At 65.9% G+C, this 23316-nt stretch carries 20 protein-coding genes, 1 tRNA gene, 1 pseudogene and 1 riboswitch; of the genes and pseudogenes, 8 read left to right on the forward strand and 14 right to left on the reverse strand.

Features of this window, described 5'->3' with window-relative positions; all coding sequences use genetic code 11:
* The first annotated feature begins 185 nt into the window (after nt 1-185).
* From QZ634_RS15185 to QZ634_RS15195, 3 genes are read left to right on the forward strand one after another with little or no spacing between them, the layout of a single operon-like run.
* Nucleotides 186-530, forward strand: a complete 345-nt coding sequence (locus QZ634_RS15185) for an FKBP-type peptidyl-prolyl cis-trans isomerase (protein ID WP_291865568.1) — start codon at nt 186-188, stop codon at nt 528-530.
* A 3-nt stretch (nt 531-533) separates the two neighbouring features.
* A complete protein-coding gene (locus QZ634_RS15190; protein WP_291989769.1) occupies nt 534-1478 on the forward strand; it encodes a pseudouridine synthase in 945 nt (314 codons plus the stop codon).
* A 59-nt stretch (nt 1479-1537) separates the two neighbouring features.
* Nucleotides 1538-2017 carry a hypothetical protein gene (locus QZ634_RS15195; protein ID WP_291989771.1) on the forward strand — a complete coding sequence of 160 codons (480 nt, stop codon included), beginning with the start codon at nt 1538-1540 and terminating at the stop codon, nt 2015-2017.
* Nucleotides 2018-2071: 54 nt separating this feature from the next.
* On the opposite strand, the gene murB is transcribed toward QZ634_RS15195, so the two are convergent.
* The gene (gene murB, locus QZ634_RS15200; RefSeq protein WP_291989773.1) at nt 2072-3091 is read right to left on the reverse strand and encodes a UDP-N-acetylmuramate dehydrogenase; all 1020 of its coding nucleotides are present in this window, start codon (nt 3089-3091) and stop codon (nt 2072-2074) included.
* 76 nt (nt 3092-3167) lie between these two features.
* Nucleotides 3168-6875, reverse strand: a complete 3708-nt coding sequence (gene metH / locus QZ634_RS15205; protein ID WP_291989775.1) for a methionine synthase — start codon at nt 6873-6875, stop codon at nt 3168-3170.
* Between the two features lie 62 nt (nt 6876-6937).
* Nucleotides 6938-7019, reverse strand: a riboswitch (SAM riboswitch).
* Nucleotides 7020-7323: 304 nt separating this feature from the next.
* Here metH and QZ634_RS15210 point away from each other — a divergent pair.
* The gene (locus QZ634_RS15210; protein WP_291989777.1) at nt 7324-7785 is read left to right on the forward strand and encodes a type II toxin-antitoxin system RatA family toxin; all 462 of its coding nucleotides are present in this window, start codon (nt 7324-7326) and stop codon (nt 7783-7785) included.
* A 32-nt stretch (nt 7786-7817) separates the two neighbouring features.
* A complete protein-coding gene (locus QZ634_RS15215; protein WP_291989779.1) occupies nt 7818-9665 on the forward strand; it encodes a glutamine--tRNA ligase/YqeY domain fusion protein in 1848 nt (615 codons plus the stop codon).
* A 276-nt stretch (nt 9666-9941) separates the two neighbouring features.
* Here QZ634_RS15215 and arsC read toward each other — a convergent pair whose 3' ends face one another.
* From arsC to QZ634_RS15260, 9 genes and pseudogenes are all read right to left on the reverse strand, one after another.
* On the reverse strand, nt 9942-10295 hold the full coding sequence (gene arsC / locus QZ634_RS15220; protein ID WP_291989781.1) for an arsenate reductase (glutaredoxin): 354 nt from the start codon (nt 10293-10295) through the stop codon (nt 9942-9944).
* A gap of 85 nt (nt 10296-10380) precedes the next feature.
* A complete protein-coding gene (locus tag QZ634_RS15225) occupies nt 10381-11412 on the reverse strand; it encodes an SGNH/GDSL hydrolase family protein (RefSeq protein WP_291989783.1) in 1032 nt (343 codons plus the stop codon).
* A 219-nt stretch (nt 11413-11631) separates the two neighbouring features.
* Nucleotides 11632-12837 carry an ABC transporter permease gene (locus QZ634_RS15230; protein ID WP_291989785.1) on the reverse strand — a complete coding sequence of 402 codons (1206 nt, stop codon included), beginning with the start codon at nt 12835-12837 and terminating at the stop codon, nt 11632-11634.
* Nucleotides 12834-14138, reverse strand: coding sequence for a HipA domain-containing protein (locus QZ634_RS15235; protein WP_291989787.1), 1305 nt, complete (start codon nt 14136-14138; stop codon nt 12834-12836). The genes QZ634_RS15230 and QZ634_RS15235 overlap by 4 nt, the downstream gene beginning before the upstream one ends.
* A gap of 637 nt (nt 14139-14775) precedes the next feature.
* Nucleotides 14776-14910, reverse strand: a pseudogene (locus QZ634_RS15240) (DNA-binding protein); the annotation flags it as partial.
* Nucleotides 14911-14924: 14 nt separating this feature from the next.
* A complete protein-coding gene (locus QZ634_RS15245) occupies nt 14925-15170 on the reverse strand; it encodes an AbrB/MazE/SpoVT family DNA-binding domain-containing protein (RefSeq protein WP_291989789.1) in 246 nt (81 codons plus the stop codon).
* Between the two features lie 303 nt (nt 15171-15473).
* On the reverse strand, nt 15474-16682 hold the full coding sequence (locus tag QZ634_RS15250) for an ABC transporter permease (protein WP_291989791.1): 1209 nt from the start codon (nt 16680-16682) through the stop codon (nt 15474-15476).
* Complete coding sequence (locus QZ634_RS15255) at nt 16664-17404, reverse strand: ABC transporter ATP-binding protein (protein WP_291989793.1); 741 nt, start codon at nt 17402-17404, stop codon at nt 16664-16666. Before QZ634_RS15255 ends, QZ634_RS15250 begins: the two co-directional genes overlap by 19 nt.
* 3 nt (nt 17405-17407) lie before the next feature.
* Complete coding sequence (locus tag QZ634_RS15260; protein ID WP_291989795.1) at nt 17408-18568, reverse strand: efflux RND transporter periplasmic adaptor subunit; 1161 nt, start codon at nt 18566-18568, stop codon at nt 17408-17410.
* Between the two features lie 204 nt (nt 18569-18772).
* Here QZ634_RS15260 and QZ634_RS15265 point away from each other — a divergent pair, with 204 nt between their 5' ends.
* A complete protein-coding gene (locus tag QZ634_RS15265) occupies nt 18773-20758 on the forward strand; it encodes a UvrD-helicase domain-containing protein (RefSeq protein ID WP_291989797.1) in 1986 nt (661 codons plus the stop codon).
* Nucleotides 20759-20926: 168 nt separating this feature from the next.
* Nucleotides 20927-21472 carry a hypothetical protein gene (locus QZ634_RS15270; protein WP_291989799.1) on the forward strand — a complete coding sequence of 182 codons (546 nt, stop codon included), beginning with the start codon at nt 20927-20929 and terminating at the stop codon, nt 21470-21472.
* Between the two features lie 96 nt (nt 21473-21568).
* On the opposite strand, the gene QZ634_RS15275 is transcribed toward QZ634_RS15270, so the two are convergent.
* Nucleotides 21569-22024: a c-type cytochrome gene (locus QZ634_RS15275; RefSeq protein WP_291989801.1), complete on the reverse strand. Its 456-nt coding sequence runs from the start codon at nt 22022-22024 to the stop codon at nt 21569-21571.
* Between the two features lie 115 nt (nt 22025-22139).
* Between QZ634_RS15275 and QZ634_RS15280 the strand changes: the two genes are divergently transcribed.
* Nucleotides 22140-22216 (forward strand) — tRNA-Arg (locus QZ634_RS15280).
* Between the two features lie 206 nt (nt 22217-22422).
* Here QZ634_RS15280 and QZ634_RS15285 read toward each other — a convergent pair.
* Both QZ634_RS15285 and QZ634_RS15290 read right to left on the reverse strand, forming a co-directional pair.
* Nucleotides 22423-22818, reverse strand: coding sequence for a type II toxin-antitoxin system VapC family toxin (locus QZ634_RS15285; protein ID WP_291989803.1), 396 nt, complete (start codon nt 22816-22818; stop codon nt 22423-22425).
* Entirely contained in the window at nt 22815-23090 is a 276-nt protein-coding gene (locus QZ634_RS15290) for an AbrB/MazE/SpoVT family DNA-binding domain-containing protein (protein WP_291989805.1), read from the reverse strand. Before QZ634_RS15290 ends, QZ634_RS15285 begins: the two co-directional genes overlap by 4 nt.
* Between the last annotated feature and the right edge of the window lie 226 nt (nt 23091-23316).

Below are 23316 nucleotides of genomic sequence, written 5' to 3' on the forward strand. Positions count from 1 at the left end.
CCTGCTCGGCGAAGGTATCCATATTATTAATGGGGCTTCACCCCCGTGCTCCTGCGTCCGCCAACGAATATGTCGTAGGGATGCGCTTTCAGGGAGCCGGAGGCTCTTGGCATAATGCGCCGAAATGGCCCTTTTGGCGGGATGCTGGGCTACACTGCGCTTTTTTTCGTTTACGAGGATCTCCGATGCCCATTGTCACCACCCCCAGCGGTCTCCAGATTGAGGACATTATCGCCGGTAGTGGACCGGTCGCCTGCTCTGGCCAGCACGTCATCGTGCATTACACGGGCTGGCTTGCCGACGGCACGAAATTTGACTCGAGCGTGGACCGCAACGAACCCTTCCGCTTTCCGCTGGACGGAAAACACGTGATCGCCGGCTGGGAAGAAGGTGTCCCGGGAATGTGCGTGGGCGGCATCCGCCGGCTGATCATTCCGGCCGATCTCGCCTACGGTGCGCGCGGTGCCGGCAGCCTGATTCCGCCGCACGCCAAGATCACCTTCGAGATCGAGTTGCTGGACATCGCCTGATTCATGGCCGATCGGCCACGCAAGCCGCAGAGCGTAGCCCCGGGAACCGGGGCAGCGGCGGTGCCGGCTTCCCGCCCGCCGCCAGCGGCCGATGTCAAGCCGGCAAGGGTGGTACGCCGGATTCCGGCAGGCTCGGTCTCGTCGGCTGCGTCGACTCGCTCCGCGGCGGGCCCGTCGCCCGCGTCGGCCGGGCCCGCTGCAGCAAGCAGCAAGGCTCCGCAAGCGGGCGTTCGTATTTCCAAGCTGATGGCCGAGCGCGGCCTGTGTTCGCGGCGCAACGCCGACGAATATATCGCGCGCGGCTGGGTTTTCGTCGATGGGCGGCGGGTCAGCGAACTCGGCACCCGCGCCGACCCGTCGGCGGTGATCGTCCTCGACAAGCAGGCGCAGGCATGCCAGCAAAGCCGCATGACGATCCTGCTGCACAAGCCGATGGGCTACGTTTCCGGGCAGCCGGAGCCCGGTTTCACGCCCGCGGTGACGCTGGTTCAGCCCGAAAATCAGCTGTGCACGCCGGACACGCCCCTGTTTCATCCTTCATGCCTCAAGGGTCTGGCGCCTGCCGGCCGTCTTGATATCGATTCGACCGGCCTGCTTGTGCTGACCCAGGATGGTCGCGTCGCGCGCCACCTGATCGGCCAGGATAGCAGCGTCGACAAGGAGTATCTGGTTCGCGTCGAGGGCCAGCTTGACGGCAAGGGCCTGGCGCTTTTGAATCATGGCCTCAGCCTCGACGAGCGGCCACTGAAGCCGGCCAAGGTCGAGTGGCTGAACGACGATCAGCTGCGCTTCGTGCTCCGCGAGGGACGCAAGCGTCAGATCCGGCGCATGTGCGAGCTGGTCGGCTTGCGCGTCCGTGGCCTCAAGCGCGTGCGCATCGGCGCCGTCAGACTCGCCGACCTGCCGCTCGGGCAATGGCGATTCCTGCGCCCGGACGAGGTATTTTGAGGCTTCGGCAGTGTGCGGCGATAGTCCTTGTCAACTTGGTCAGTAGGGAGCAATAACCCATGTTTGATCTTTTCAAATCGGCGCCCTTTAGCGATCCGCAGCTTGGCGAGCTCGTGCGCTCGCGCGGCCACTGGCGCGGCTCGATCAGCCTTGGCGCCGACGAAAGCGTCCCGCTGGCGGTCTCCGGGACGCGCAACGAGCCTGACGCACAGGCCTTACAGGCGGCGCGAGAAGTCGCCACGCGCTTTGCCGGCTGGCGGCCAACCATCGAACAGGCGCTGCTGGAGCATTACGGCCCGTATGCGGAATCTCTGGCGCGGGGCGAGCTGAGCGAAGCGAGTGCCGCTTTCCCCAGGCTGGCGGACGCCAGTCAGGTGTGGGGGGCGGTGTCGCTGGTCGCCGTTACGGTCTCGTCGCTGGATGGCAAGGCGAGCACCGAGTTGGCCTACAGCACGCTCTGGGATGAAGAGCACACCGTCGGCGCCTGCTTTCAGGGCGACGAGTTCATCGAACTTTGTGGCAGCGTCCTGCCGGTGTGAACGCGGCGATCTCGACCGGCCGCCGGTGAACGCCGTCTGATCGGCAGGCAGCGCTCAGAGAAGAACCGGCTCCGGTACGAGCTCGACGGCGAAGCGTTCGCGTACGGCGGCCTGAACGGCATGCGCCAGCGCCAGCACGTCGGCGCCGCGTGCACCGCCGTGATTGACCAGTACCAGCGCCTGCTGCGCGTACATCCCGGCGCGGCCCAGATCCCTGCCTTTCCAGCCGCTGTGCTCGATCAGCCAGCCGGCGGCGAGTTTGACGCGGCCGTCCTGCTGCGGGTAGCGCGGCAGATCGGGATGCGCAATGGCCAGGCTTGCGGCGACAGACGCGCTGACCACCGGGTTGTGGAAGAAGCTGCCGGCGTTCGGCAGTGTCGCCGGGTCGGGAAGCTTGCGGCTGCGGACGCCGATCACCGCCGCGGCGATTTGCTCGGGCGTGCAGGCGCCGGGCGGGTTGCTGATCTGCTGCCGTTCGATTTCGGCGGCGAGTTCGCGGTAGGCGAGCAGCGGCTGCCACGCTTTCGGCAGACGGAAGGTCACCCGGGTGATCACGCGTTGCCCGCTCAGGTGCCATCCTTCCTGCTTGAAAACGCTGTCACGGTAGGCCAAGCGGCAGTCGTCGCGACCGAGGCGCAGGGCCCTGCCGGTGAGCATGTCGATGGCTTCGACGGCGTGCAGGCGCTCGCCGACTTCCAGCCCATAGGCGCCGATATTCTGGATCGGTGCAGCGCCGACCGTGCCGGGAATCAGCGCCAGGTTCTCGAGACCGGGCCAGCCCCTGGCCAGCGTCCACAGCACCAGCTGGTGCCAGTTCTCGCCGGCACCGGCACGCACGTACCAGGCGTCGTCGTCTTCGCCGATCAGCTGGCGACCGCGAATTGCCATGTGCAGGAGCAGGCCGTCGAAGTCGCCGGTGAGCACCACGTTGCTGCCCGCACCGAGGACGAAGCGGCGTCGGCGGTGATGGCCGGCGAGCGCTGCCAGTTGCGCGCCGGCGTCGATCTCGGCGAAGAACGCCGCCCGCCCCGGCAAGCGCAGCGTCGTCCGTGCGCCGAGGTCGACGTCGCGCACGACGAAGTCGGGCAGATCCTGCGCGCTCAGCTTGCGGCCTCCCTTTCGTCGCCTGCCTGGTCGCCTGCCCGCTTGCCTAGAGCAGGGGGGCCAGCCAGCGTTCGGCTTCGGCGACGCTGAAGCCGGCGCGCGCCGCCCAGTCTTCGAGCTGGTCGCGCGCGATCTTGCCGACGGCAAAGTAGCGTGCCTGGGGGTGCGCCAGATAGAAGCCGGCCACCGCCGCCGCCGGCGTCATCGCGAAATTCTCGGTCAGCCCCATGCCGGCGTTGGCCGGCGCGTCGAGCAGCGCGAAGAGCGCGCGCTTGGCAGTGTGGTCGGGGCACGCCGGGTAGCCGGGCGCTGGCCGAGTGCCGCGGTAGTCCTCGCGGATCAGCGCGTCGCGGTCGAGCGTCTCATCGCTCGCGTAGCCCCAGTAGTCGCGCCGTACCTGCGCGTGCAACCATTCGGCACAGGCCTCGGCGAGGCGGTCGGCAAGCGCTTTCAGGATGATCGCGCGGTAGTCGTCGTGCGCCGCGGCGAATTCGGCGAGCTTGCCTTCGATGCCGAAGCCGGCGCCGACGGCAAACGCGCCCAGCCAGTCTGGCGTGCCGCGCTCGGCGACGAAATCGCTCAGGCAGTAGTGGGGTTTGCCCGTCGGGCGCTCCTGTTGCTGGCGCAGATTGTGCCAGCTCATCAACTTCTCGCGGCGCGCTTCGTCGGCGTAGATCTCGATGTCGTCACCGACGGCGTTGGCCGGGAACAGGCCGAAGACGGCGTTGGCGCTCAGCCATTTCTCGGCGATGATCGTGTGCAGCATCTTCTGCGCGTCGGCATAGACTTCGCGCGCCGTTTCGCCCACCAGCGGGTCGTCGAGGATCTTCGGGAAGCTGCCGGCCAGATCCCAGGTCTGGAAGAACGGTCCCCAGTCGATGAACTCGGCGAGCGTTGCCAGATCGATGTCGCGCAGCACGTGCAGCCCCGGTTTGCTCGGCGCGAGCGGCCGGTAAGCCGCGTCAGGGTCAGCCTTGAAACGGTTGTCGCGCGCCGCCGCCAGGCTGACCAGCTGGACTCCCTTCTTGTTGGCGTGCTGTGCGCGCAGTTTTTCATAGTCGGCGGCGACCTCGCTCTTGAAGCTGGCGGCGTGGTCGATCGACAGCAGCTGGGTGACGACACCGACGGCGCGCGAGGCGTCGGGGACGTAGATCACCGGCCCGCTGTAGCTCGGCGCGATCTTGATCGCCGTATGCGCGCGGCTGGTCGTCGCGCCGCCGATCAGCAGAGGCACCGGCGGGCTGCCATCAGCGCCGTCGGCAAAGCCCAGGCGCTGCATTTCGGCGGCGACGTGAGTCATCTCCTCGAGCGACGGGGTGATCAGGCCGGACAGCCCGACCGCCTGCGCGCCGTGTTCCCTGGCCGCGTGCAGGATCTTGTCGCAGGAGACCATCACCCCGAGGTCGACGACGTCGTAGCCATTGCAGCCGAGCACGACGCCGACGATGTTCTTGCCGATGTCGTGCACGTCGCCCTTGACCGTGGCGACGACGATCTTGCCCTTGCTGCTCACCCCGGTACGCAGCTTCTCGGCTTCGATATAGGGGATCAGGTGGGCGACCGCCTGTTTCATCACCCGCGCCGACTTGACCACCTGCGGCAGGAACATCTTGCCGGCGCCGAAGAGGTCGCCGACGACGTTCATGCCGTTCATCAGCGGTCCCTCGATCACCGACAGCGGCGGTTTGCCCGCGGCTTCGAGCGCCGCACGGCATTCTTCGGTGTCGTCGACGACGAAGTTGTTGATGCCCTTGACCAGCGCGTGCGTCAGGCGCTGCTCGACCGGCAGCTCACGCCAGCTGAGATCGGGGCCGGTATCTTTGGCCTTGCCCTCCTTGACGGTCAGCGCAAACTCGACCAGCGCTTCACCGGCTGCCGGGCTACGGTTGAGGACCACGTCCTCGACCTTGTCGCGCAGCGCCGGGTCGAGGTCGTCGTAGACGCCGAGCATGCCGGCGTTGACGATGCCCATCGACAGGCCGGCGTTGACCGCGTGATAGAGGAAGACGGTGTGGATCGCCTCGCGCACCGCGTCGTTGCCACGGAACGAGAAGGAGACGTTGGAGACGCCTCCCGAGATCTGCGCACCCGGCAGATTGGCGCGGATCCATTGGCACGCCTCGATGAAGTCGACGGCGTAGTTGTTGTGCTCCTCGATGCCGGTGGCGATGGCGAAGATGTTCGGATCGAAGATGATGTCCTCGGGCGGAAATGCCGCCTGCTCGGTGAGCAGCCGGTAGGCGCGCGCGCAGATTTCGGTCTTGCGCGCGTAGGTGTCGGCCTGGCCGCTTTCGTCGAAGGCCATCACCACGACCGCCGCGCCGTAGCGTCTTGCCAGCCGCGCCTGACGCAGGAATCCGGCCTCGCCCTCCTTCATCGAGATCGAGTTGACGATGCCCTTGCCCTGGATGCACTTGAGGCCGGCCTCGATGACCTCCCATTTCGACGAGTCGATCATGATCGGTACGCGTGAGATGTCCGGCTCGCTGGCGATCAGTTTCAGGAAGCGCTCCATCGCCGCCTTCGAGTCGAGCATCGCCTCGTCCATGTTGATGTCGATGACCTGCGCGCCGTTCTCGACCTGCTGGCGGGCGACGGCCAGCGCATCGTCGAAGCGGCCTTCGAGAATCATCCGTGCGAAGGCCTTCGAGCCGGTGACGTTGGTCCGTTCGCCGACATTGACGAACAGCGAGGCCTTGCCGACGTTGAAGGGTTCGAGCCCGGAGAGGCGCAGTTTCTGCTCGACTTGCGGCACGGCACGCGGCTTGACGCCGCTGACGCCCTTGCTGATCGCCGCGATGTGTTCGGGCGAGGTGCCGCAGCAGCCGCCGACGATATTCACGAAGCCCTGCCGGGCCCAGTCGGAAACTTCCGCGGCGAGCTGCTCCGGCGTCTCGTCGTAGCCGCCAAACGCGTTCGGCAGCCCGGCATTGGGATACGCGGAGATGAAGCAGTCGCAAATGCGCGACAACTCTTCCACGTACTGGCGCAACTCAGCGGCGCCGAGCGCGCAGTTCAGACCGAAACTCAGCGGCCGAACGTGGTTCAGCGAGTTCCAGAAAGCCTCGGCAGTCTGCCCGGAAAGCGTCCGCCCCGAGGCGTCGGTGATCGTTCCCGAGATCATCACCGGCCAGCGTCGTCCCACCTGCTCGAAGTACTGCTCGACGGCAAACAGCGCGGCCTTGGCGTTCAGCGTGTCGAACACCGTCTCGACCAGGATGATGTCCACGCCGCCCTCGCAAAGTCCGCGCACGGCTTCGCTGTAGGTGTCCACCAGTTCGTCGAAGCTGGTGTTGCGGTAGCCCGGGTCGTTGACGTCCGGTGAGATCGACGCCGTACGCGACGTCGGTCCGAGGCCGCCGGCGACGAAGCGTGGCCGGCTCGGGTCGCGGGCGGTGAACTCGTCGCAAACCGAGCGTGCGAGCTGGGCGCCGGCGACGTTCAGCTCGTGGACGATCGCTTCGAGGTGGTAGTCGGCCTGCGAGACGCTGGTCGAGTTGAAGGTGTTGGTTTCGATGATGTCGGCGCCCGCCGTCAGATACTCGGCGTGAATCGCGCGGATCAGATCGGGCTGGGTGAGCACGAGGAGGTCGTTGTTGCCTTTCAGGTCGTGCGCATGCGCGGCGAAGCGGCTGCCGCGGTAATCCGCTTCCTGCAGCCGATGGCGCTGGATCATCGTGCCCATGGCGCCGTCGAGAACGAGAATCTTCCTTTCGAGGCAGGCTTTGAGTTCGGCGGTACGGTCCGGCTGCATGGCTATTCCTTGTCTACTGGTGCGGCGCTGCAAAACAAAAAACCCGTCGGCGCAAAGCTCGACGGGTTCTGATCTGGGCTTCGCTTTAGCGGTATTTTTAACGCGCCCGCAATCTGTTTACGTCAAATCGGCGCGAACCCGGCATGCTAGCGCGGGCAGGAGGCGAATCTACCCGTCGGGGAAAAGCTTGTCAAGCCAGCGGTTTTCCCCCTTCGCGAAGCCGATCAGGCGCCTGCTACGCGCACCAGCGGGAAAAGCCGGGCCGTATCGGGCGCGTCCCGGCGGCAATCCTACTGCGCGCAAAAGGCCAGTGATTGCTATGATCGGTGCTGTTCCGCATGCGCGGCGTCGCCAGGCCCCCGTACTCAGCGCGTGATTCTGCGCCCTGCGCTGCAAGCATCCGATCAGGACGGCGAGCAGTGAAACGGCAATCAGGAGGCAGCAGCCCATGGCAACCCATCGCGAAAGTCGCGCCATTGCGCTCCCCGCCGAGTGCCTGTTCGATGTCGTCGCCGATGTCGAACGCTACCCCGAGTTCGTGCCGCTGGTCTGCGAGGCGAGGATCGTTCGCCGCGAAGAGGCGGCCTACGAAACCGAGCAGAGCCTGGCGCTCGGGCTGCTGCTGCATCGCTTCCGCACGCGCACCGAACTCGACCGCCCGCACCGGATCAGCGTTCGTTCCAACGATCGCTCGTTTGCTCACTTCGGTATCCTCTGGGCCTTCACGCCACTCGCCGATGATCGCTGCCACGTCGACTTCGCGCTCGACTGCGAGACCCGCTCCCTGTTCCTGATGCCGGTGATCCAGCTCATGGTCGTGCCGATGGCCGCCGGCATGGTCAGCGCCTTCGAAGCGCGAGCGCACGCCCTGGCCGCGAAAAGCGGCGGTGGCGCCGGCCCGGGCGGGTAAAATGCGAGGCTTATCGAATCAAGGATTTCCCCGTGAGCCAGGAGCCCAGCAGTCATTCGGCGAGCATCCCCGCAGTCGCCAGCACCAACTTCATTCGCAACCTCATCGAAGCCGATCTTGCTGCCGGAAAGCACGTGGCGCGCCGATGGTCGGGCCAGCCCGGGCCGGCCGCGCAGCAACTCGCCGGTGAACTCGACCCGGCCAGGATCCGCACGCGCTTTCCGCCCGAGCCGAACGGCTATCTGCACTTCGGCCACGCCAAGTCGATCTGCCTGAACTTCGGGCTGGCGCAGGACTACGGCGGTCGCTGCCACCTGCGTTTCGACGACACCAACCCCGAGAAGGAAGAGCAGGAATACGTCGATTCGATCATCGATGCCGTGCATTGGCTCGGCTTTTCCTGGGAAGGCCCGCTTGTCGAAGGGTCGGCCGACAGCGAGTGCAACCTCTATTTCGCGTCCAACTACTTCGACTGGATGGTCGCCTTCGCCGAATACCTGATCAGCAGCGGCCACGCCTACGTCGATAGCCAGAGCGCCGAGGAAATGCGCGCCAGCCGCGGCACGCTCACCGAAGCCGGCGCCGATTCGCCGTTCCGCCAGCGCAGTGCCGACGAAAGCATGGACCTCTTCAAGCGCATGCAGAAGGGTGAGTTCCCCGACGGCGCGCACATCCTGCGCGCGCGTATCGACATGGCGGCCGGGAACATCAACCTGCGCGATCCGGCGATCTACCGCATTCGTCACGCCAGCCATCACAACACCGGCGACCGCTGGTGCGTCTATCCGATGTACACCTACGCGCATCCGATCGAAGATGCGCTCGAGAACATCAGCCACTCGATCTGCACGCTCGAGTTCGCCGACCAGCGACCTTTCTATGACTGGCTGCTCGAGCGGCTGGCCGAAGGCGGGCTGTTGCAGCGGCCGCTGCCGCAGCAGATCGAGTTTTCGCGACTCAACCTGACTTACATCGTCCTCTCGAAGCGCAAGCTGATCCAGCTGGTCGAGGAAAGGCACGTGAGCGGCTGGGACGACCCACGTTTGCCGACGCTGGTCGGCGCCCGCCGGCGGGGCTACCCGGCGGCCGGTTTTCGCCTCTTTGCCGAGCGCGTCGGCGTTTCGAAATCGGACTCGCTGATCGAGTACTCGCTGCTCGAGGACTGCATGCGCGAAGTGCTCAACGAAGCGGCCGAACGCCGCGTCGCAGTGCTCGATCCGCTCAAGCTCGTCATCGACAACTACCCGGCCGGAGAAAGCGAGGAGCGCTTTGCGCCCAACCACCCGCTGAAGCCGGAAACCGGCAAGCGCGCGATGCCCTTTGGCCGAGAGCTGTGGATCGAGCGCGAGGACTTCATGGCGCAGCCGAGCAAGGGTTACCACCGCCTCTACCCGGGCAACATGGCCCGCCTGCGCTACGGCTATGTCGTCAAATGCACCGGCTTCGACTGTGACGAAAGCGGTGTCGTCAGCGCCGTCCATTGCGAATACTTCGCCGATTCGAAGAGCGGCACGCCCGGCGCCGACGCCTACAAGGTCAAGGGCAACCTGCACTGGATTTCGGTGGCCGAGGCCTGTCCCGCCGAAGTGCGCCTGTACGACCGGCTGTTCGCCGTTCCGTCACCGGGCGCCAGGCGCGACGGTGACCCCGAAGGCGTCGAGCGCGATTTCCGCGCCGACCTGAATCCGGACAGCATGCGCGTCATCCAGGCCTGGCTCGAACCCTCGCTGAAGGGCGTTCAGCCCGAAGAGTACTTCCAGTTCGAACGGCACGGCTATTTCGTCGCCGATCGCCTCGACTCGCAGCCTGGCGCGCCGGTCTTCAACCGCACGGTGACGCTCAGGGATTCCTGGTCGGCAAAGGGCGGCGCGCGCAAGTAGGGAGTTCCGTTTGGCGGCGCGCGGGAGAAGCCGCGCGTACCCGCGGTGGGGAACGGCGGCCATTGCCACTCCCTGGATTGCTTCGCTGCGCTCGCAATGACGGTCCAAGTCCGATGCCCGGCTCCAGGCGAGACCCCTGGCGCCGCGCCGCGTGGCCGTCACTGCGAGGAGCGAAGCGACGCGGCAGTCCAGGGAGCACCTGTCCGGTCACCCGTTGAAATCTTGGGCACCGCGCCAGGAGCGCCGTCCGTCCTGCCGTCGCCGCGCCCGCCGCGCCTACAGCAACTCCAGTACCTTCTCCGGCGGCCTGCCGAGAACCGCCCGCTCTCCGCGCACGACGATCGGGCGCTCGATGAGAATCGGGTGTGCGGCCAGCGCGTCCAGCCACTCGTCGTCGTTCAGCGAACGTCCGGCGTAGTTTTCCTTGAACACCGCTTCGCCGCGACGCACGAGTTCCGCCGGTTTCATTCCCAGCTTGTCGAGCAGCGCGCGCAGCTCGTCCCGGCTTGGCGGTGTCTTGAGATAGTCGACCACCTCCACTTCGACGCCCCTGTCAGCGATCAACTGGCAGGCGGCACGGCTCTTCGAGCAGCGGTTGTTGTGATAAATGCGCAGCGGAATGTCGCTCATCGATGACCCCTGGAGAGAGAAAAAGCGTGTTCGCCACGCGACGAACCCCGCCGCAGCGGGGCTCCGGGCAAACCAGCGAGGTCGTCTACAGCGCCTTGCGCCGGCCGGTCACCAGCAGACCGACGAGGCCGATCGCCAGCAGAAGAATGGCGCTCGGCTCGGGCACCGCGGAGAAGAACCTTGCCGCCAGGATCTCATGCGTCCTGGTCGTCGGGTGTACCCCGTCCCAGAACATCCAGGTGGCCGGATTGCACTGACCGTTGAGGAGGTTATTGACGCACGCCTGGTCCGTGACGTCAAAACCATAGGCGTCCTTGTTGGCGATGATCTCGCTCAGTGTCGCGGCGGTATCGAACTGGACGATCTCGAGCGAGGGCAGTGCCGCATCGAGCGCGCTCATCGCCAGCCCAAGACTGTTGTTGAAGAGGGCGCTTAAGCCCGACAGGCCGACGTTACCGAGAAAGCCGGGGGTTTGCCCGAGGTCCGGCATGTTCGCTACCAGAACGTGTTGCGCGCCGGCTGCGGCGAGCGTCTGCACCGTGGCCACGATGTTCGCGACGCCATTGCTGATCAGGTTGGCGCCACCGGCGGAACCGGGCACGATCCCGGGCAGCGTTGCGGTGGTATCCGCGTAAAACACGTCGTTCGGGAACAACCACACGACGAAGAGCGAAGTCGCCGGGTCGAAGACCGGGCTCTGGGCCGCGAAAGAAGCCAGCTGCCAGGCGTTGCTTTTCTGCGCATAGACGGGCTGCAGCGCGCCGGGCACGTTCGGATTGACCGAATTGAAGCTCTCCAGCCCGGTCGTCGCCCCACCGACGGCATAGTTGGTTCCGCCGGCCAGCGAAGGCCGGAAACTCGTATTGCCCGGGTTGTACATGTTCCACAGATATTCGACGGCGACCGGGCCGTTCGAATACTGACCGTTGTAATAGGGCGGCGGCGGAAAGGTGACCGTGCCGCCGGTAGCCGCCTGGCTCAGCAGCCCGCTGTTGCCACCATCGGAAAGGCTGTCGCCAAAGACGAAGAGATTGGTCAACTGCTGCAAGGCAGCGCTGGCCGAAGTCGGAACGCCGACCACCAAGAGCAACGCCAGGATGCGGAGAAGCTTGTTCATCTTGTACTCCTTTCCAGTTGATCGACGTCGGTTTGACGAACGTTGACTCGCAAGCAAGAAATGCGCCGCCGCGCGCAAGGCGCTGTTTTCACGATCTATCTTGTTTCGTGCACAAGCTGGATCGTTGTCTGCTGTAAAAATTTCCGACACCCTTCGTGCGCCAGGGTCAGCGGCGGGAAGCGGCATCGCGCCAGCGGGCCTTCGCCGATCCGCGGCGTCTCATTCGGCGCGCAACGCGTCCACCGCGTTCAGCCGCGCCGCGCGCCGGGCCGGCAGGACGCCGGCCAGCAGGCCGATGGCCACGGCGATGAGTTCGGCGAGGGCAACAAAGCTGAGCGGCGTGTGTACCGGGAGCGCCGGCACCAGCAGGTGGATCAACTGCGCCAGCCCGAAGCCGAGCAGCAGGCCCATCAATCCGCCGAGCGCCGAGAGGGCGACCGCTTCGCCGAGGAAGAGGCCGAGAATCGTCCGTCGCGGCGCGCCGAGGGCGACCAGCAGGCCGATCTCGCCGGTCCGCTCGTTGACCGCGATGGTCATGATGGTGACGATGCCCACACCGCCGACGAGCAGCGAGATGCTGCCCAGCGCGCCGACGGCCATGGTCAGCACGTCAAGGATGTTCGACAGCGTGCGCAGCATGTCTTCCTGGGTGGTGATCGTGAAATCCTCGCGGCCGTGGCGAGCCGTCAGCGTGCTCCTGACCAGCGCGCTGACGCCGGCGGCACGCACCCCTTCCTCGTACGACAGGTCGATCTTCATGATCCCGTCGCGGTTGTAGAGCTCGAGCGCGCGCGCCGTCGGGATGTACGCGGCGTCGTCGAGATCGATGCCCAGGAACTGCCCCTTGGCTTCGAGGACGCCGATGACGCGAAACTGCATGCCGCCGACGTGTACCTTGGCACCGAGCGGGTTGGCGGTGCCGAACAGCTCCTCCTTGAGGCGCGCGCCGAGGACCATGAAGGCGCGCGCGCTGTCGGCGTCCTCGGCGGGCAGGAACTGGCCGCTGCGCACCTTGATGCTGAACACCTTGAGCATGTCGGCGCTGACGCCATTGACCGTCGTGCGCCGCAGGCGGCCATTGGCATTGACTTCGGAATTGCCCCAGACGGTCGCCGTCATGCCGGTAATGTGCGGCAGACGTTCGAGGGCGCGCGCGTCGTCGAGGGTCAGCGGCCGCACCGACGTCGGAATGCCGCTCGGCGCGTGCCCGGCGGTTTTCGTCCGGCCGGGCGAGACGCTGATGACGTTGGTGCCGAACTGCGTGAATTCGGCGAGCACGAAGCGATGGATGCCCTCGCCGATCGACGTCAGCAGGATCACCGCCGCGACGCCGACGGCAATGCCGAGCAGGGTCAGGAAGCTGCGCAGGCGGTGCGCGGTGATCGCGCGCAGGGCGAGGAGCAGGGAGTCGCGGGGGCGGATCATCTTTCCGGAAAAGACAGTCTGTGGGTCGTTTGAATGGCGTCGCGCCGTTCGTCGGCGACGCGCGCCTCGGCGGCAAACTCGGGCCAGCGCTGCACGGCTGCCTGCACTTCCGCGATGATCGTCGCCGCGCGGCCCCGTTTCATCAGCGCCGCCTGCGCGCAGGCCTTGAAATCCTTGCGCGCGAACCCGTCCCGTTTTCCATTCAGCGTCATCTGGTGCGTGGCCGTCCAGGCACCCGACGGATTGTAGCTGTAGGTGAGGTCGAAGGCCGGGGCGAGTGCCCACTCGCCCTCCCGGTTCATCAGGAAGGCGATGTTCTTCACGTGGTCGTCCTGGTTGCGCGCGACGATGTTGAAGACCATCCGCCGGAACTGCTCCTCGACGGCGGCCATTGGCAGCCGCAATTGGTGGAGGGTCAGCAGTGCCTGCTCGTAGGCGGTGGCGCCGGCGTGGTTGAAATCGAAATGCGCCAGTGCGGCCAGCGACTGCATGTGCAGCTTTTCCCCACTCGGCAGGCGATCGAAGCGGCGGGTCATGAAGTGCCGCCGTCCGTTCTCCTCGAGCAGCCGGCAGGCGCTCATCGTGATCCCCGCCGCCTTGGCCATCAGGTGATAGGCGTACTCGATGGCGCCGTATCCCTGCGGGTCTTCCAGTTCCTTGTCCTTGTTGCCGGAAACGCCGTCGAATTTCAGCAGCCAGTATTCGCAACCGTCGCCGGCCGCGATTCGTCCCGAACGCACCTCGCTGGTCGCCGGGTTCCACGCGATCACTGCCTTGGCTCGCGCCCCGCCGGCGGCCGTGCCGACGCTCAGGAGGTCGCGCAGCGCCTTCGCCTTGCCCGCCTGGTGAAAATGTTCCTGGAGATCGTCTCGATGCGTCAGGACTTCGCTCGCCCGCCGTACCAGCGCAGCGACGTCGACCGGCCTTGTCTTGCGCCCGCTCGGTCCCAGCACTGGCGCAAATTCCAGCGCACCCATGCCGCGGCGGCCAGTGTAACGGAGGCGCTCCAACGCGTTGAAGCTCTCCGGCCTGCGCCCCTGCGTGGCCAGACAGGCGTCGATCAAGGCGTTGCCGAAGCGGTCCGGCAGCGAATCCGCGAGCAGTCCCGGCAAACCGTGGAAGGCCTCGCGCGGCAACGCCGGGAATTCATGCACGCGCTCGCTCAGGGGCATGGTCAGTGGCGCAATCTCGATGCCGCTGCGCGCGAACTCCGGGTCGTACTGAAAGGCCGCGACGTCCCGTCCTTCCGGCCGCGACACGGCGCCGATCGTCCGGCCCCAGAGCTGGACCCTGGCGATCATGTCGGATCACCCCAGGTCAATTTCTTCTCGCCGGGCTGCTTTGCCAGCGCCGCCTGGATAGGCTTGCGCTTTCGAGCGTCCCTAAAATGTGCGGAGCTCGACTGCAAAAGTGCGGAGCGTTCGGGGGATTGTGCGGAGCCCAAGTGCGCGGCGTCACCCATTCGAGGAGATGGCTGGACTCGACCAATCGGAGTCAAATCGGCATTCTCTTGCAGAGGAAAAGCCCCAATTGGCCCGAATAAGCCCCAATTGGCCCGGAACAGCCCTGATGAGAGTTCAGGATCCCTCATGACAAGCCCCATCGTGAGCCGCGACCGTGCACCGTCGGGCCAAGCCAAGGATCCGCAGGGGGGCCGCACGCGCGGAGTCAAACGCAGGAGGTCAGGTCCTCCCCTGTGCCTTGGGCAAGAGTCACGACGCGTTTCTCGCGCTACCTGCCGAGCGCCTTCCCGGCGAACTATCCGGAGTCTCCGGATAGTTACCTCTCTCAGGGAGCTCAAATCCGGATCCGGGGAACTCGGTGGCGAAATTCGGCGAGGTCGAGCCAACACGCCAGCGGTGGTCATGCGACCGCCTCCCGTCTGCGAATGCCCCAATAGGGGGTTCAATCTGGCTGGGCGTGACGGTTGAGAATCATTCATGGCGAGGCTTCCGGTGCGATCAGTGTCACCTCGGAAAAATAGGAGGTGTAGCGTCGCGCGTCTCGGGTCAATAGCGGAAATCGCGACACGGCGGCATGCGCACCGATGAAAAAGTCGGCGAGGACGTTGGTGTCGACCAGCAGCATCAGCCCTCACTCTCACTGCGCAGTAGCGCCATCAGCTCGTCAGTCCGCCATTTGACATCGGCTTTGCCACAGGCAGCTTCGAAGCGGTCGGGCTTGCGACTCGGCCTTGCGCCTGCCTTGTGGATAACGACATCCCCTTCGCGATTGACCGAGAAATCCATGGAGCAACCGGGTGCCAGGTTCAAGGCGTCACGAATCTGCTTGGGGATGGTGACCTGACCCTTGCTGGTAAGTGTCGTCGCCATGTCTCGCGCCTCCTTCTGTATTGCGTTGGCGAATATTGTAATGCCCGGTGAGTGGGTGTGTTATCGAGGTTACGGCGGGCAAGTGATTTCCTCGCCATGCACACCATGCGCCTCGCCAGTGCGTCATTGCGAGGAGGCGCAGCCGACGTGGCAATCCAGAGATCTTTCTCCTGGCGGTGGCGATGCGTCGGCGGTGAAGAAGTAAGAGGGTGGAGCTGGATTGCCGCGTCGGCTTTGCCTCCTCGCAATGACGGCGTAGGTGCGTGCCGCTCGGCAGGAGTTCTCTGCCGCTCCGCCGCCGGCTCAGCGCCTGGACAAGGATTGCACCGGATCGAGGCGTGCGGCCTGGCTGGCGGGCAGGACGCCGAAGAGCACGCCGGTGACGAGCGCCGTGCCGAGGGCGGCGAGTACGGCCCAGTCGGGGGGGAAGGCCGGGTAGACCGGGTAGAGCTGGCGGATGAGCGCCGCGCCCGCCTGCCCTAGAACAAAGCCGAGCACGGCGCCGGCGACCGAGAGCATCGCCGCCTCGGTCAGGAAGGCGTTGCGGATCGTCGCGCCGGTGGCGCCGAGGGCCTTGAGCAGGCCGATTTCGGCGCTGCGCTGGGCGACCGAGACGAGCATCACGTTCATCACCAGGATGCCGGCGACGGCCAGGCTGATGGCGGCGATGCCGGCGACGGCGAGGGTCATCGTTCCGAGCAGGCGGTCGAAGGTGGCCAGCACGGCGTCCTGGGTGATGATCGTCACGTCCTCCTCGCCGTCGTGGCGCTGCCTGATGATCTCGGTCACCTGCACCTTGGCCGGTTCGATCGCTTCGCGGCTGCTCGCCTCGACGAGGATGCGGAACAGGGTGTTGCTGTTGAACATCGCCTGCGCCAGCGCCACCGGGACGATGACCAGCTCGTCGGTATTCATCCCCAGCCCCTGGCCGCTGGACGCGAGGACGCCGACGATGCGAAAACGGCGGTCGCCGACGCGCACCAGTTGTCCGAGCGCCGACTCGTGGCCGAACATTTCGTCGCGCACCTTGGCGCCGATGACCGCTTCCGAAACGCCACGACGCCAGTCGCCGGTGGGCAGGAAGCGCCCCTGTGCGAGCGCCAGGCGGCGCACGTCGATGAACTCGGCGGTGGTGCCGACGACCATTACTTCGCGCAGCTTGCCGGCGAAGCTGATCTCGGACGTGCCGACGGCCAGCGGTGCGGCGCGGTGCACGGCGTTGGCGCGCAGCAGCGCCTGCGCGTCGTCGATGGTCAGGTCGCGCGGCGTGCTGGTGACCGCGTTGCCGGGGTTGAAGCCGCCGGTCTGCGAGCGCCCGGGCAGGATGATGACCAGGTTGCTGCCGATCGACGAGAACTCCCTGAGCACGTAGCGGCGGGCGCCGTCGCCGAGCGCGGTGAGGACGACGACCGCGGCGACGCCGATGGCCATCGCCAGCACGAGCAGGAAGGTGCGCACGGGGTTGCCGGTCGCCGCGTCGCGGGCGAAGCGGATCAGGTCGGGAGTACGCACGCTACGGGCGCTACGCAGGCGCCTTTCGCCTCGGCGGGGCTGGCGCTGTCGTTTTGCAGGGCGCCGTCTTCCATCAGCAACTGGCGCCTGGCGCGGGCGCCGAGGGCGCCGTCGTGGGTGACGACGATCAGCGTCACGCCGTGGCCGTTGAGCGTTTCGAGCAGGCGCATGACTTCCTCGCCGGTGGCGCGATCGAGGTTGCCGGTGGGCTCGTCGGCGAGAATCACCGCCGGCTGCATGATCGTCGCGCGGGCGATCGCGACGCGTTGACGCTGGCCACCGGAGAGCTGGTCCGGGCGATGGTCGGCGCGGTTCTCCAGCCCGTAGTCGCGCAGCGTCTGCGCCACCCGCTCGGTGCGTTGCGCGGGCGCGATGCCGGCGAGAATCATCGGCAGGGCGATGTTCTCGGCGGCGGTCAGGCGCGGCACCAGGTGAAAGCTCTGGAAGACGAAACCGATGCGCTCGCTGCGTACCCGCGCCTGCTCTTCCGCCGACAGCGTGGTGACGTCACGGCCTGCAAGCTGGTAGGTGCCGGCGTTGGGGCGGTCGAGCAGGCCGAGGAGGTTGAGCAGCGTCGATTTCCCCGAGCCGGACGGGCCCATCACCGCGACGTACTCGCCGGCGGCGATGGTCAGGTCAAGGCCGCGCAGCGCGTGCACCTCGCTGTCGCCGAGCTGAAAAACGCGCTCGATGCCGGCCAGTTCGATCAGCGCTGCGCTCATTGGCTAGCGGCCGGCCGCCGCCCGGCCGTCGACTGAATAAGGCGCGCCGGCCTTGACGCCGGCGCGTTCGAGCGAGGTCACGACGCGATCGCCCGGCGCCAGTCCTTCGAGCACTTCGGCGAACTCCCAGTTGGCCAGACCGGTCTTCACCTGCCGCTCTTCGAGCCTGCCGTCGGCGCCGGCGACCAGCACTCGTCCGCCTTCGAGCAGCGCCGAGGTCGGTACCCGGACGACGTTCTCGCGCACCTCGAGGATCACTTCGACGTCGGCGCTGTAGCCGACGAGCAGCTTGCCGGGTGCCTTCGGGTCGTCGAAAGTGGCCTCGATATCGACCGTGCGCGCCTGCTTCTCGAGCGCCGAGACGTAGGGCGCGACGCGCTTGACCTTACCCGGGAACGATTGCCTGGGCAGCGCGTCGAGGCTGATCCGCACCGGCTGCCCGGCAGCGATGCGCGGCGCATCGACTTCGTCCATTGGCGCCTTGACGTACAGGCACGAGTCGTCGATCAGGTCGATCGCCGGCGGCGTCGGCACGCCCGGCGGCGACGGCGTCGAGTACTCGCCGACCTCGCCGACGATCTTGGCGACGGTGCCCGCGAAAGGCGCGTAGAGCACGGTCCGGCCCTCCTCGACGCGGGTCAGGCGGACTCTCGCTTCCGCTTGCACGACGTCGGCCCTGGCGGCGGCACAACCGGCGCTCCTGGCCTGCGCCTCGCTGCGCGCGCTGTCCTCCTTGGCCGACGAAACAAAGCCCTTGGCGCGCAGGCTCGCCTGTCGCTCGGCCTCGCGTTCGGCGTTGGCGGCGACGCTGCAGGCTTCGTTCACGCGCTGGCGAGCGGTGGTCACCTGCGTGGCGTACCACGCCCGCTGCGCCTGCTGGTCGTCGTTCCACAGCTTCATCAGCAGCTGGCCCTTCTCCACGCGGTCGCCTTCCCTGACCGCCAGCACCTCGATGCGGCCACCGGTGATCGTCGACAGCTTGGTGCGCTGGCAGGCTTCGATGGTCCCGGCGCGGGTGTTGGCGATCGTCGATTCGACCAGGCCGCGTTCGATTTCCCTGAACACCACCGCCACCGGTTCTGGCCGTGTTGCCCACCACACGCCTCCGCCGATCAGCACGACGACCGGCACAGCAAGCAACAGACGGCGAATCAGCGGAGACATGGCGACATGGCGGTGGGGCTCAGGGTTGGCGAGGAGGCTTGAAGGCAAGGTCCATCATGTTCTGACGAAACCGTGCCCAGGGCAAGGACGGAAGGTCTCGTCGCGCGTCGCTGCCGCTGGCCGGCCCGGCGCCAGCACGGTGGCCCTCGGCGGGCATGCTAGAATCGCCCCCCGCTTCCGCCCCCGCTGGTGTCCGCCCGCCCGATGTCCTCGCTCAACCCCCCGCAACGCGAAGCGATCCGCTACCTCGACGGTCCGCTGCTGGTTCTGGCTGGCGCCGGATCGGGAAAGACGCGGGTGATCACCGAGAAGATCGCCTATCTGATCGAGGTCTGCGGTTTCAGCCCGGGCAATATCGCCGCCATCACCTTCACCAACAAGGCGGCGAAGGAAATGCAGGCGCGGGTGAACAAGCTGCTCGCCGACAAGCCGTCGAAAGGTCTGACCATCTCGACCTTCCACGCGCTCGGCGTGCGCATCCTGCGCGAGGAAGCGCGCACGCTCGGCTACAAGCCGAACTTCTCGATTCTCGATTCCACCGACTGTTTTGCCATCGTCTCCGAACTGGCCGCCAGCGTCGACAAGGCGGTCATCCGCAAGCTGCAAGCGCTGATCTCGAACTGGAAGAGCGCGCTGGTCTCGCCCGATCAGGCGCGCAAGGACGCGCAGAACGACACCGAAATGCTCGCCGCGAACGCCTTTGCCAGCTATTCGGCGACTCTGCAGGCGTACCAGGCGGTCGATTTCGACGACCTGATCGCGTTGCCGGTGGCGCTCTTCGAAGCTCATCCGGAAGTGCGCGAGAAGTGGCAGAACCGCCTGCGCTACCTGCTCATCGACGAATATCAGGACACCAACACCAGCCAGTATAGATTGCTCAAGCTGCTCGCCGGACCGCGCGCCGCGTTCACCGCGGTCGGCGACGACGACCAGGCGATCTATGGCTGGCGCGGCGCCGACATCGAAAATCTGCGCGGGCTGCCGCGCGACTATCCGCAGCTCAAGCTGATCAAGCTCGAACAGAACTATCGCTCGACGGTGCGCATCCTCAAGGCGGCCAACGCGCTGATCGCGCACAACGAGAAACTGTTCGACAAGAAGCTGTGGTCCGAGCTCGGCCACGGCGACCCGATCACCGTCAGCATCTGCCAGGACAACGAAAAGGAAGCCGAGGCGGTGGTCATGAAGCTGCAGGCGCACCGCTTCGAGCATCGCGGAGCGTTCCGCGATTACGCCATCCTCTACCGCGGCAACTTCCAGGCGCGTGCCCTCGAACAGTTTCTGCGCAACCAGCGCATCCCCTACCTGCTGTCCGGCGGCCAGTCGTTCTTCGAGAAGAGCGAGATCAAGGATCTCGTCGCCTACCTGCGCCTGCTGGCCAACGACGCCGACGACCCGGCGTTCATCCGCGCGGTGAGCACGCCGCGGCGTGGCGTCGGTGCCAGCACCCTGCAGGCGCTTGGCGGTTACGCCGGCGAGCGTCATCTGTCCTTGTTCGCCGCTGCTTTCGAACAGGGCTTCGCGCAGCGCGTGCAGCCACGCCAACTGGCGCCGCTGCTCGAATTCTGCAAATTCATCAATCGCCTGCAGGCGCGTGCCGACCGCGACCCGGCGGCGCAGCTACTCGGCGAACTGCTCGACGCCATCGCTTACGAGGACTGGCTCAACGAGCGCGACGAGAAGCGCGCGGCGCAAATAAAGTGGGGCAACGTCCAGGAGTTCTGCGACTGGTTGGGCAAGAAGGGGCAGGAAGAAGGCAAGACGCTGATCGACCTTACCCAGACCATCGCCCTGATCAACCTGCTCGACAAGAACGAGGCGGACGTCGACGCCGTCCAGCTGTCGACCCTGCACGCCGCCAAGGGCCTGGAGTTCAAGCACGTCTTTCTGATCGGTATCGAAGAAGGCATTCTGCCGCACCGTGAAGCGCAGGCCGACGGCCGCATCGAGGAGGAGCGCCGCCTGATGTACGTCGGAATCACCCGCGCGCAGCGGTCGCTGCACCTGAGCTATTGCGAGCGACGCAAGCAGGGCCGCGAAACGATTCCCTGCGAGCCGTCGCGTTTCGTCGCCGAAATGGGCAGCGAGGACCTGCGTGTTTCCGGCGGCAAGAGCGCCGCACCGCCGGACAAGGCTGCCAACTCCGACCGCCTGGCCGCGATGAAAGCGATGCTCGGCAAGGCCCGGTGAGTCCTGGCAAGTCCCTCTGCTCCGGGAGGTGGTTACAGCGCGTTACGCGACGTTACGCGCGACCTGACATCGCATTGGCAAGCGCCCGCGTTAATGCTGGCAAGGCCGAAACAACAGAAACAGCAAAACGGCCGAGCGCACAATACCAATCAATCTCAGGAGATCCACATGTTCAAGAACATCATCGCCGTTGCCATCGCCGCCGCTTTCAGCACCGCCGCCTTCGCACAAGCGCCTTCCGCCGCCGGTGCCGCCAAGGCCGTTGAGGCCGTCAAGCCAGCCGCAGTGGTTGCCGCAATGCCAGCTGCGACGACGCCAGCGGTTGCGACCCCTGCAGCTACTCCTGCAGCTACTCCCGCGGTGACCCCGGCAGTTGCTGCCACCGCAGCGACCGCCAAGCCCGAAGCGATGGCCCACGAAATGGGCAAGGAAGCGGGCAAGGACAAGATGCATGACGCGATGCCGAAAACGGCCGCGCCCAAGGCTGCCGCCAAGCCTGCTACCGCTGCCAGTGCTGGCGCCGTCGTCGCCAAGCCCGAGATGAAGGCTGAAAGCAAGGCGCCGGTTGCGTCGTCGAAAGCAGGCGCTCCGACCGCAGCAGTGAAAGACATGGCTGCCGGCAAAGTGGAAGCCGCCGCTGCCAGCACCGTTCCGGCGACCGCGCCCACCGGCCCGACCGCCGCCGCGGCCGTCGTTCCGGCAGTGACGAAGTAAACCTCTGGCATGCCCCGCGCCTACTGAGCAACTTTCGCAGCGCGCAAAAAAGGAGACCGCGAGGTCTCCTTTTTTTGTGCCGGCGAATCGGACGTCCTACTGCGCGAGGCTCATCAGGTGCTCGACCGCGGCCCTGATCTCCGCGTCGGTCAGGTCCGCGCCACCGCCTTTTGGCGGCATCGCGCCCTTGCCGTTGGTGACGCTGGCCACCAGCGCGTCGGTGCCGGTGGCGATCCGCGGCGCCCAGGCTTCCTTGTCGCCGGCTTTGGGTGCGCCAGCGACGCCGCTGGCATGGCAGGCCATGCAGACTGCGTTGTAAACCGTCGCCCCGTCACGCGGCTGGCCGTCGGCCGCTGCTGCCGGCGCTTTCGCCAGCTCGAGCTTGGCCACCGGCAGAATGCGCACATAGACCTCATCGTGGTAGGCATCGCTGGTGGTTTCACTACTGCCCTTGCCGATCATCGACAGCGGCCAGATGACGACCATCAGAAGAACGGCAATGACGATGGTGATCACCAGGATCGTCCGTGAAGAGAATTGTGTTTGCGCCATGCCGAATCCTTGGTTGTCTGCAGGTTAGAGGACGAATTGTAACGCCGTTTGCCGCCGCCCAGAAGTGCCGAGCTGGACGGCCCAGGGCAAACCGGTTAAGCTTGCCGTCCAGCACGCGCCCGTAGCTCAGTTGGATAGAGTACTGCCCTCCGAAGGCAGGGGTCGGACGTTCGAATCGTCTCGGGCGTGCCAAGAGCACAAACAGGTGGGCACCCAGGTGGTGCCCATTTTGACGTCTGCGCCCGGCGTCGGCGCACTTTTGCGCTGCTGGCAGTCAGTATCGCGAAGACCCGTTCGATGCGAGCTCGGAGAGCTTGAGCTCTGCGGCGAAGGCTGCTGTAAGCGCCGCATGATTTGTGGTGTTTGCAGAGATTGTCGCTACATCGGGCAAACTTGATTCAAGCCGCAAGCACCCGTACCTCTGGCGCGATTCCCGCAGCGCGAGCTGCCTTGCAAAAATCCTGATCGAAGGTGTGCATGAGCGTGGCACCGCACACAGCCAAGTGGAGCGCATCGGCAAAATCCGCGCCCAGCGCGTACCAATCGAGCGCCTGGTGGACTTCTTCGGCGCCCTCGACCACGGTATCGTCGGTTTCCAGCAACACCCTGAAGAAATTCAGCAGTTCGGTCGGCGTTCGCTTGTAGCGCGCTCGCAGTACCCATTCGGTTTCCAGCAGCACCGTGCGCGAAACAAAGATGGTGTTGTTGGCAATCAGTTGGCGAACCAGGGCAAGCTGCTCGGGGTGGTCTGCGACCAAAGCCCGCACCAGCATATTGGTGTCCAGCGCTATCAACGGCTCTGACCCTCCGAGGATTCCCAATCCGCACCGTAGTCAACCGGCTTGCAGAGTTCTTCAGTGGCTAGCGGCGGCCCTTCGTGTTTGAGCAGACCGATCAGGTCCGAAAATCTGCGTCCGGTCTTCTTCGGCAACGCCTTGAGGGTGACGCCGGACGCGCTGGAAACCAGAGTGATCTGCGTTCCCGGATGCCAATGCAGTTCGTCCCGAATCTCTTTCGGGATTACGACCTGCCCCTTGCTGGAAAGCGTGATCGTTGCCGTGCTCATGGGAAGCTCCGATGGTAAGACGGGAAGTAAGACAGATTATCGGTGCGTCGTGGCCTTGTGGCAAGCGGCCTACTTCCGGTTGGCGCAGACTCTGCGAATCTGGCGGACGCTGGATGGGGTGGGCGCGTCACCGGTAGCGGGCGATCCAGCTGAGACATCGATCGAGATCGTGATCTGCCAGTGCCCAGACTTATCGTCGTGGGCGTGCCAGGAGCAAACACGAGTG

This window comes from Candidatus Accumulibacter sp. ACC007 (genome assembly GCF_907163205.1).
Classification (GTDB): domain Bacteria; phylum Pseudomonadota; class Gammaproteobacteria; order Burkholderiales; family Rhodocyclaceae; genus Accumulibacter; species Accumulibacter regalis.

Excerpts from the sequence above, each read along its gene's own strand:
- QZ634_RS15185 (WP_291865568.1), top strand. The coding sequence starts at position 186 with ATGCCCATTGTCACCACCCCCAGCGGTCTCCAGATTGAGGACATTATC.
- QZ634_RS15260 (WP_291989795.1), bottom strand. The coding sequence starts at position 18,568 with ATGTCTCCGCTGATTCGCCGTCTGTTGCTTGCTGTGCCGGTCGTCGTG.
- QZ634_RS15245 (WP_291989789.1), bottom strand. The coding sequence starts at position 15,170 with ATGGCGACGACACTTACCAGCAAGGGTCAGGTCACCATCCCCAAGCAG.
- metH (WP_291989775.1), bottom strand. The coding sequence starts at position 6,875 with ATGCAGCCGGACCGTACCGCCGAACTCAAAGCCTGCCTCGAAAGGAAG.
- QZ634_RS15210 (WP_291989777.1), top strand. The coding sequence starts at position 7,324 with ATGGCAACCCATCGCGAAAGTCGCGCCATTGCGCTCCCCGCCGAGTGC.
- QZ634_RS15230 (WP_291989785.1), bottom strand. The coding sequence starts at position 12,837 with ATGATCCGCCCCCGCGACTCCCTGCTCCTCGCCCTGCGCGCGATCACC.
- QZ634_RS15225 (WP_291989783.1), bottom strand. The coding sequence starts at position 11,412 with ATGAACAAGCTTCTCCGCATCCTGGCGTTGCTCTTGGTGGTCGGCGTT.
- QZ634_RS15235 (WP_291989787.1), bottom strand. The coding sequence starts at position 14,138 with ATGATCGCCAGGGTCCAGCTCTGGGGCCGGACGATCGGCGCCGTGTCG.
- QZ634_RS15275 (WP_291989801.1), bottom strand. The coding sequence starts at position 22,024 with ATGGCGCAAACACAATTCTCTTCACGGACGATCCTGGTGATCACCATC.
- QZ634_RS15255 (WP_291989793.1), bottom strand. The coding sequence starts at position 17,404 with ATGAGCGCAGCGCTGATCGAACTGGCCGGCATCGAGCGCGTTTTTCAG.
- QZ634_RS15270 (WP_291989799.1), top strand. The coding sequence starts at position 20,927 with ATGTTCAAGAACATCATCGCCGTTGCCATCGCCGCCGCTTTCAGCACC.
- QZ634_RS15190 (WP_291989769.1), top strand. The coding sequence starts at position 534 with ATGGCCGATCGGCCACGCAAGCCGCAGAGCGTAGCCCCGGGAACCGGG.
- QZ634_RS15265 (WP_291989797.1), top strand. The coding sequence starts at position 18,773 with ATGTCCTCGCTCAACCCCCCGCAACGCGAAGCGATCCGCTACCTCGAC.
- QZ634_RS15195 (WP_291989771.1), top strand. The coding sequence starts at position 1,538 with ATGTTTGATCTTTTCAAATCGGCGCCCTTTAGCGATCCGCAGCTTGGC.
- arsC (WP_291989781.1), bottom strand. The coding sequence starts at position 10,295 with ATGAGCGACATTCCGCTGCGCATTTATCACAACAACCGCTGCTCGAAG.
- QZ634_RS15290 (WP_291989805.1), bottom strand. The coding sequence starts at position 23,090 with ATGAGCACGGCAACGATCACGCTTTCCAGCAAGGGGCAGGTCGTAATC.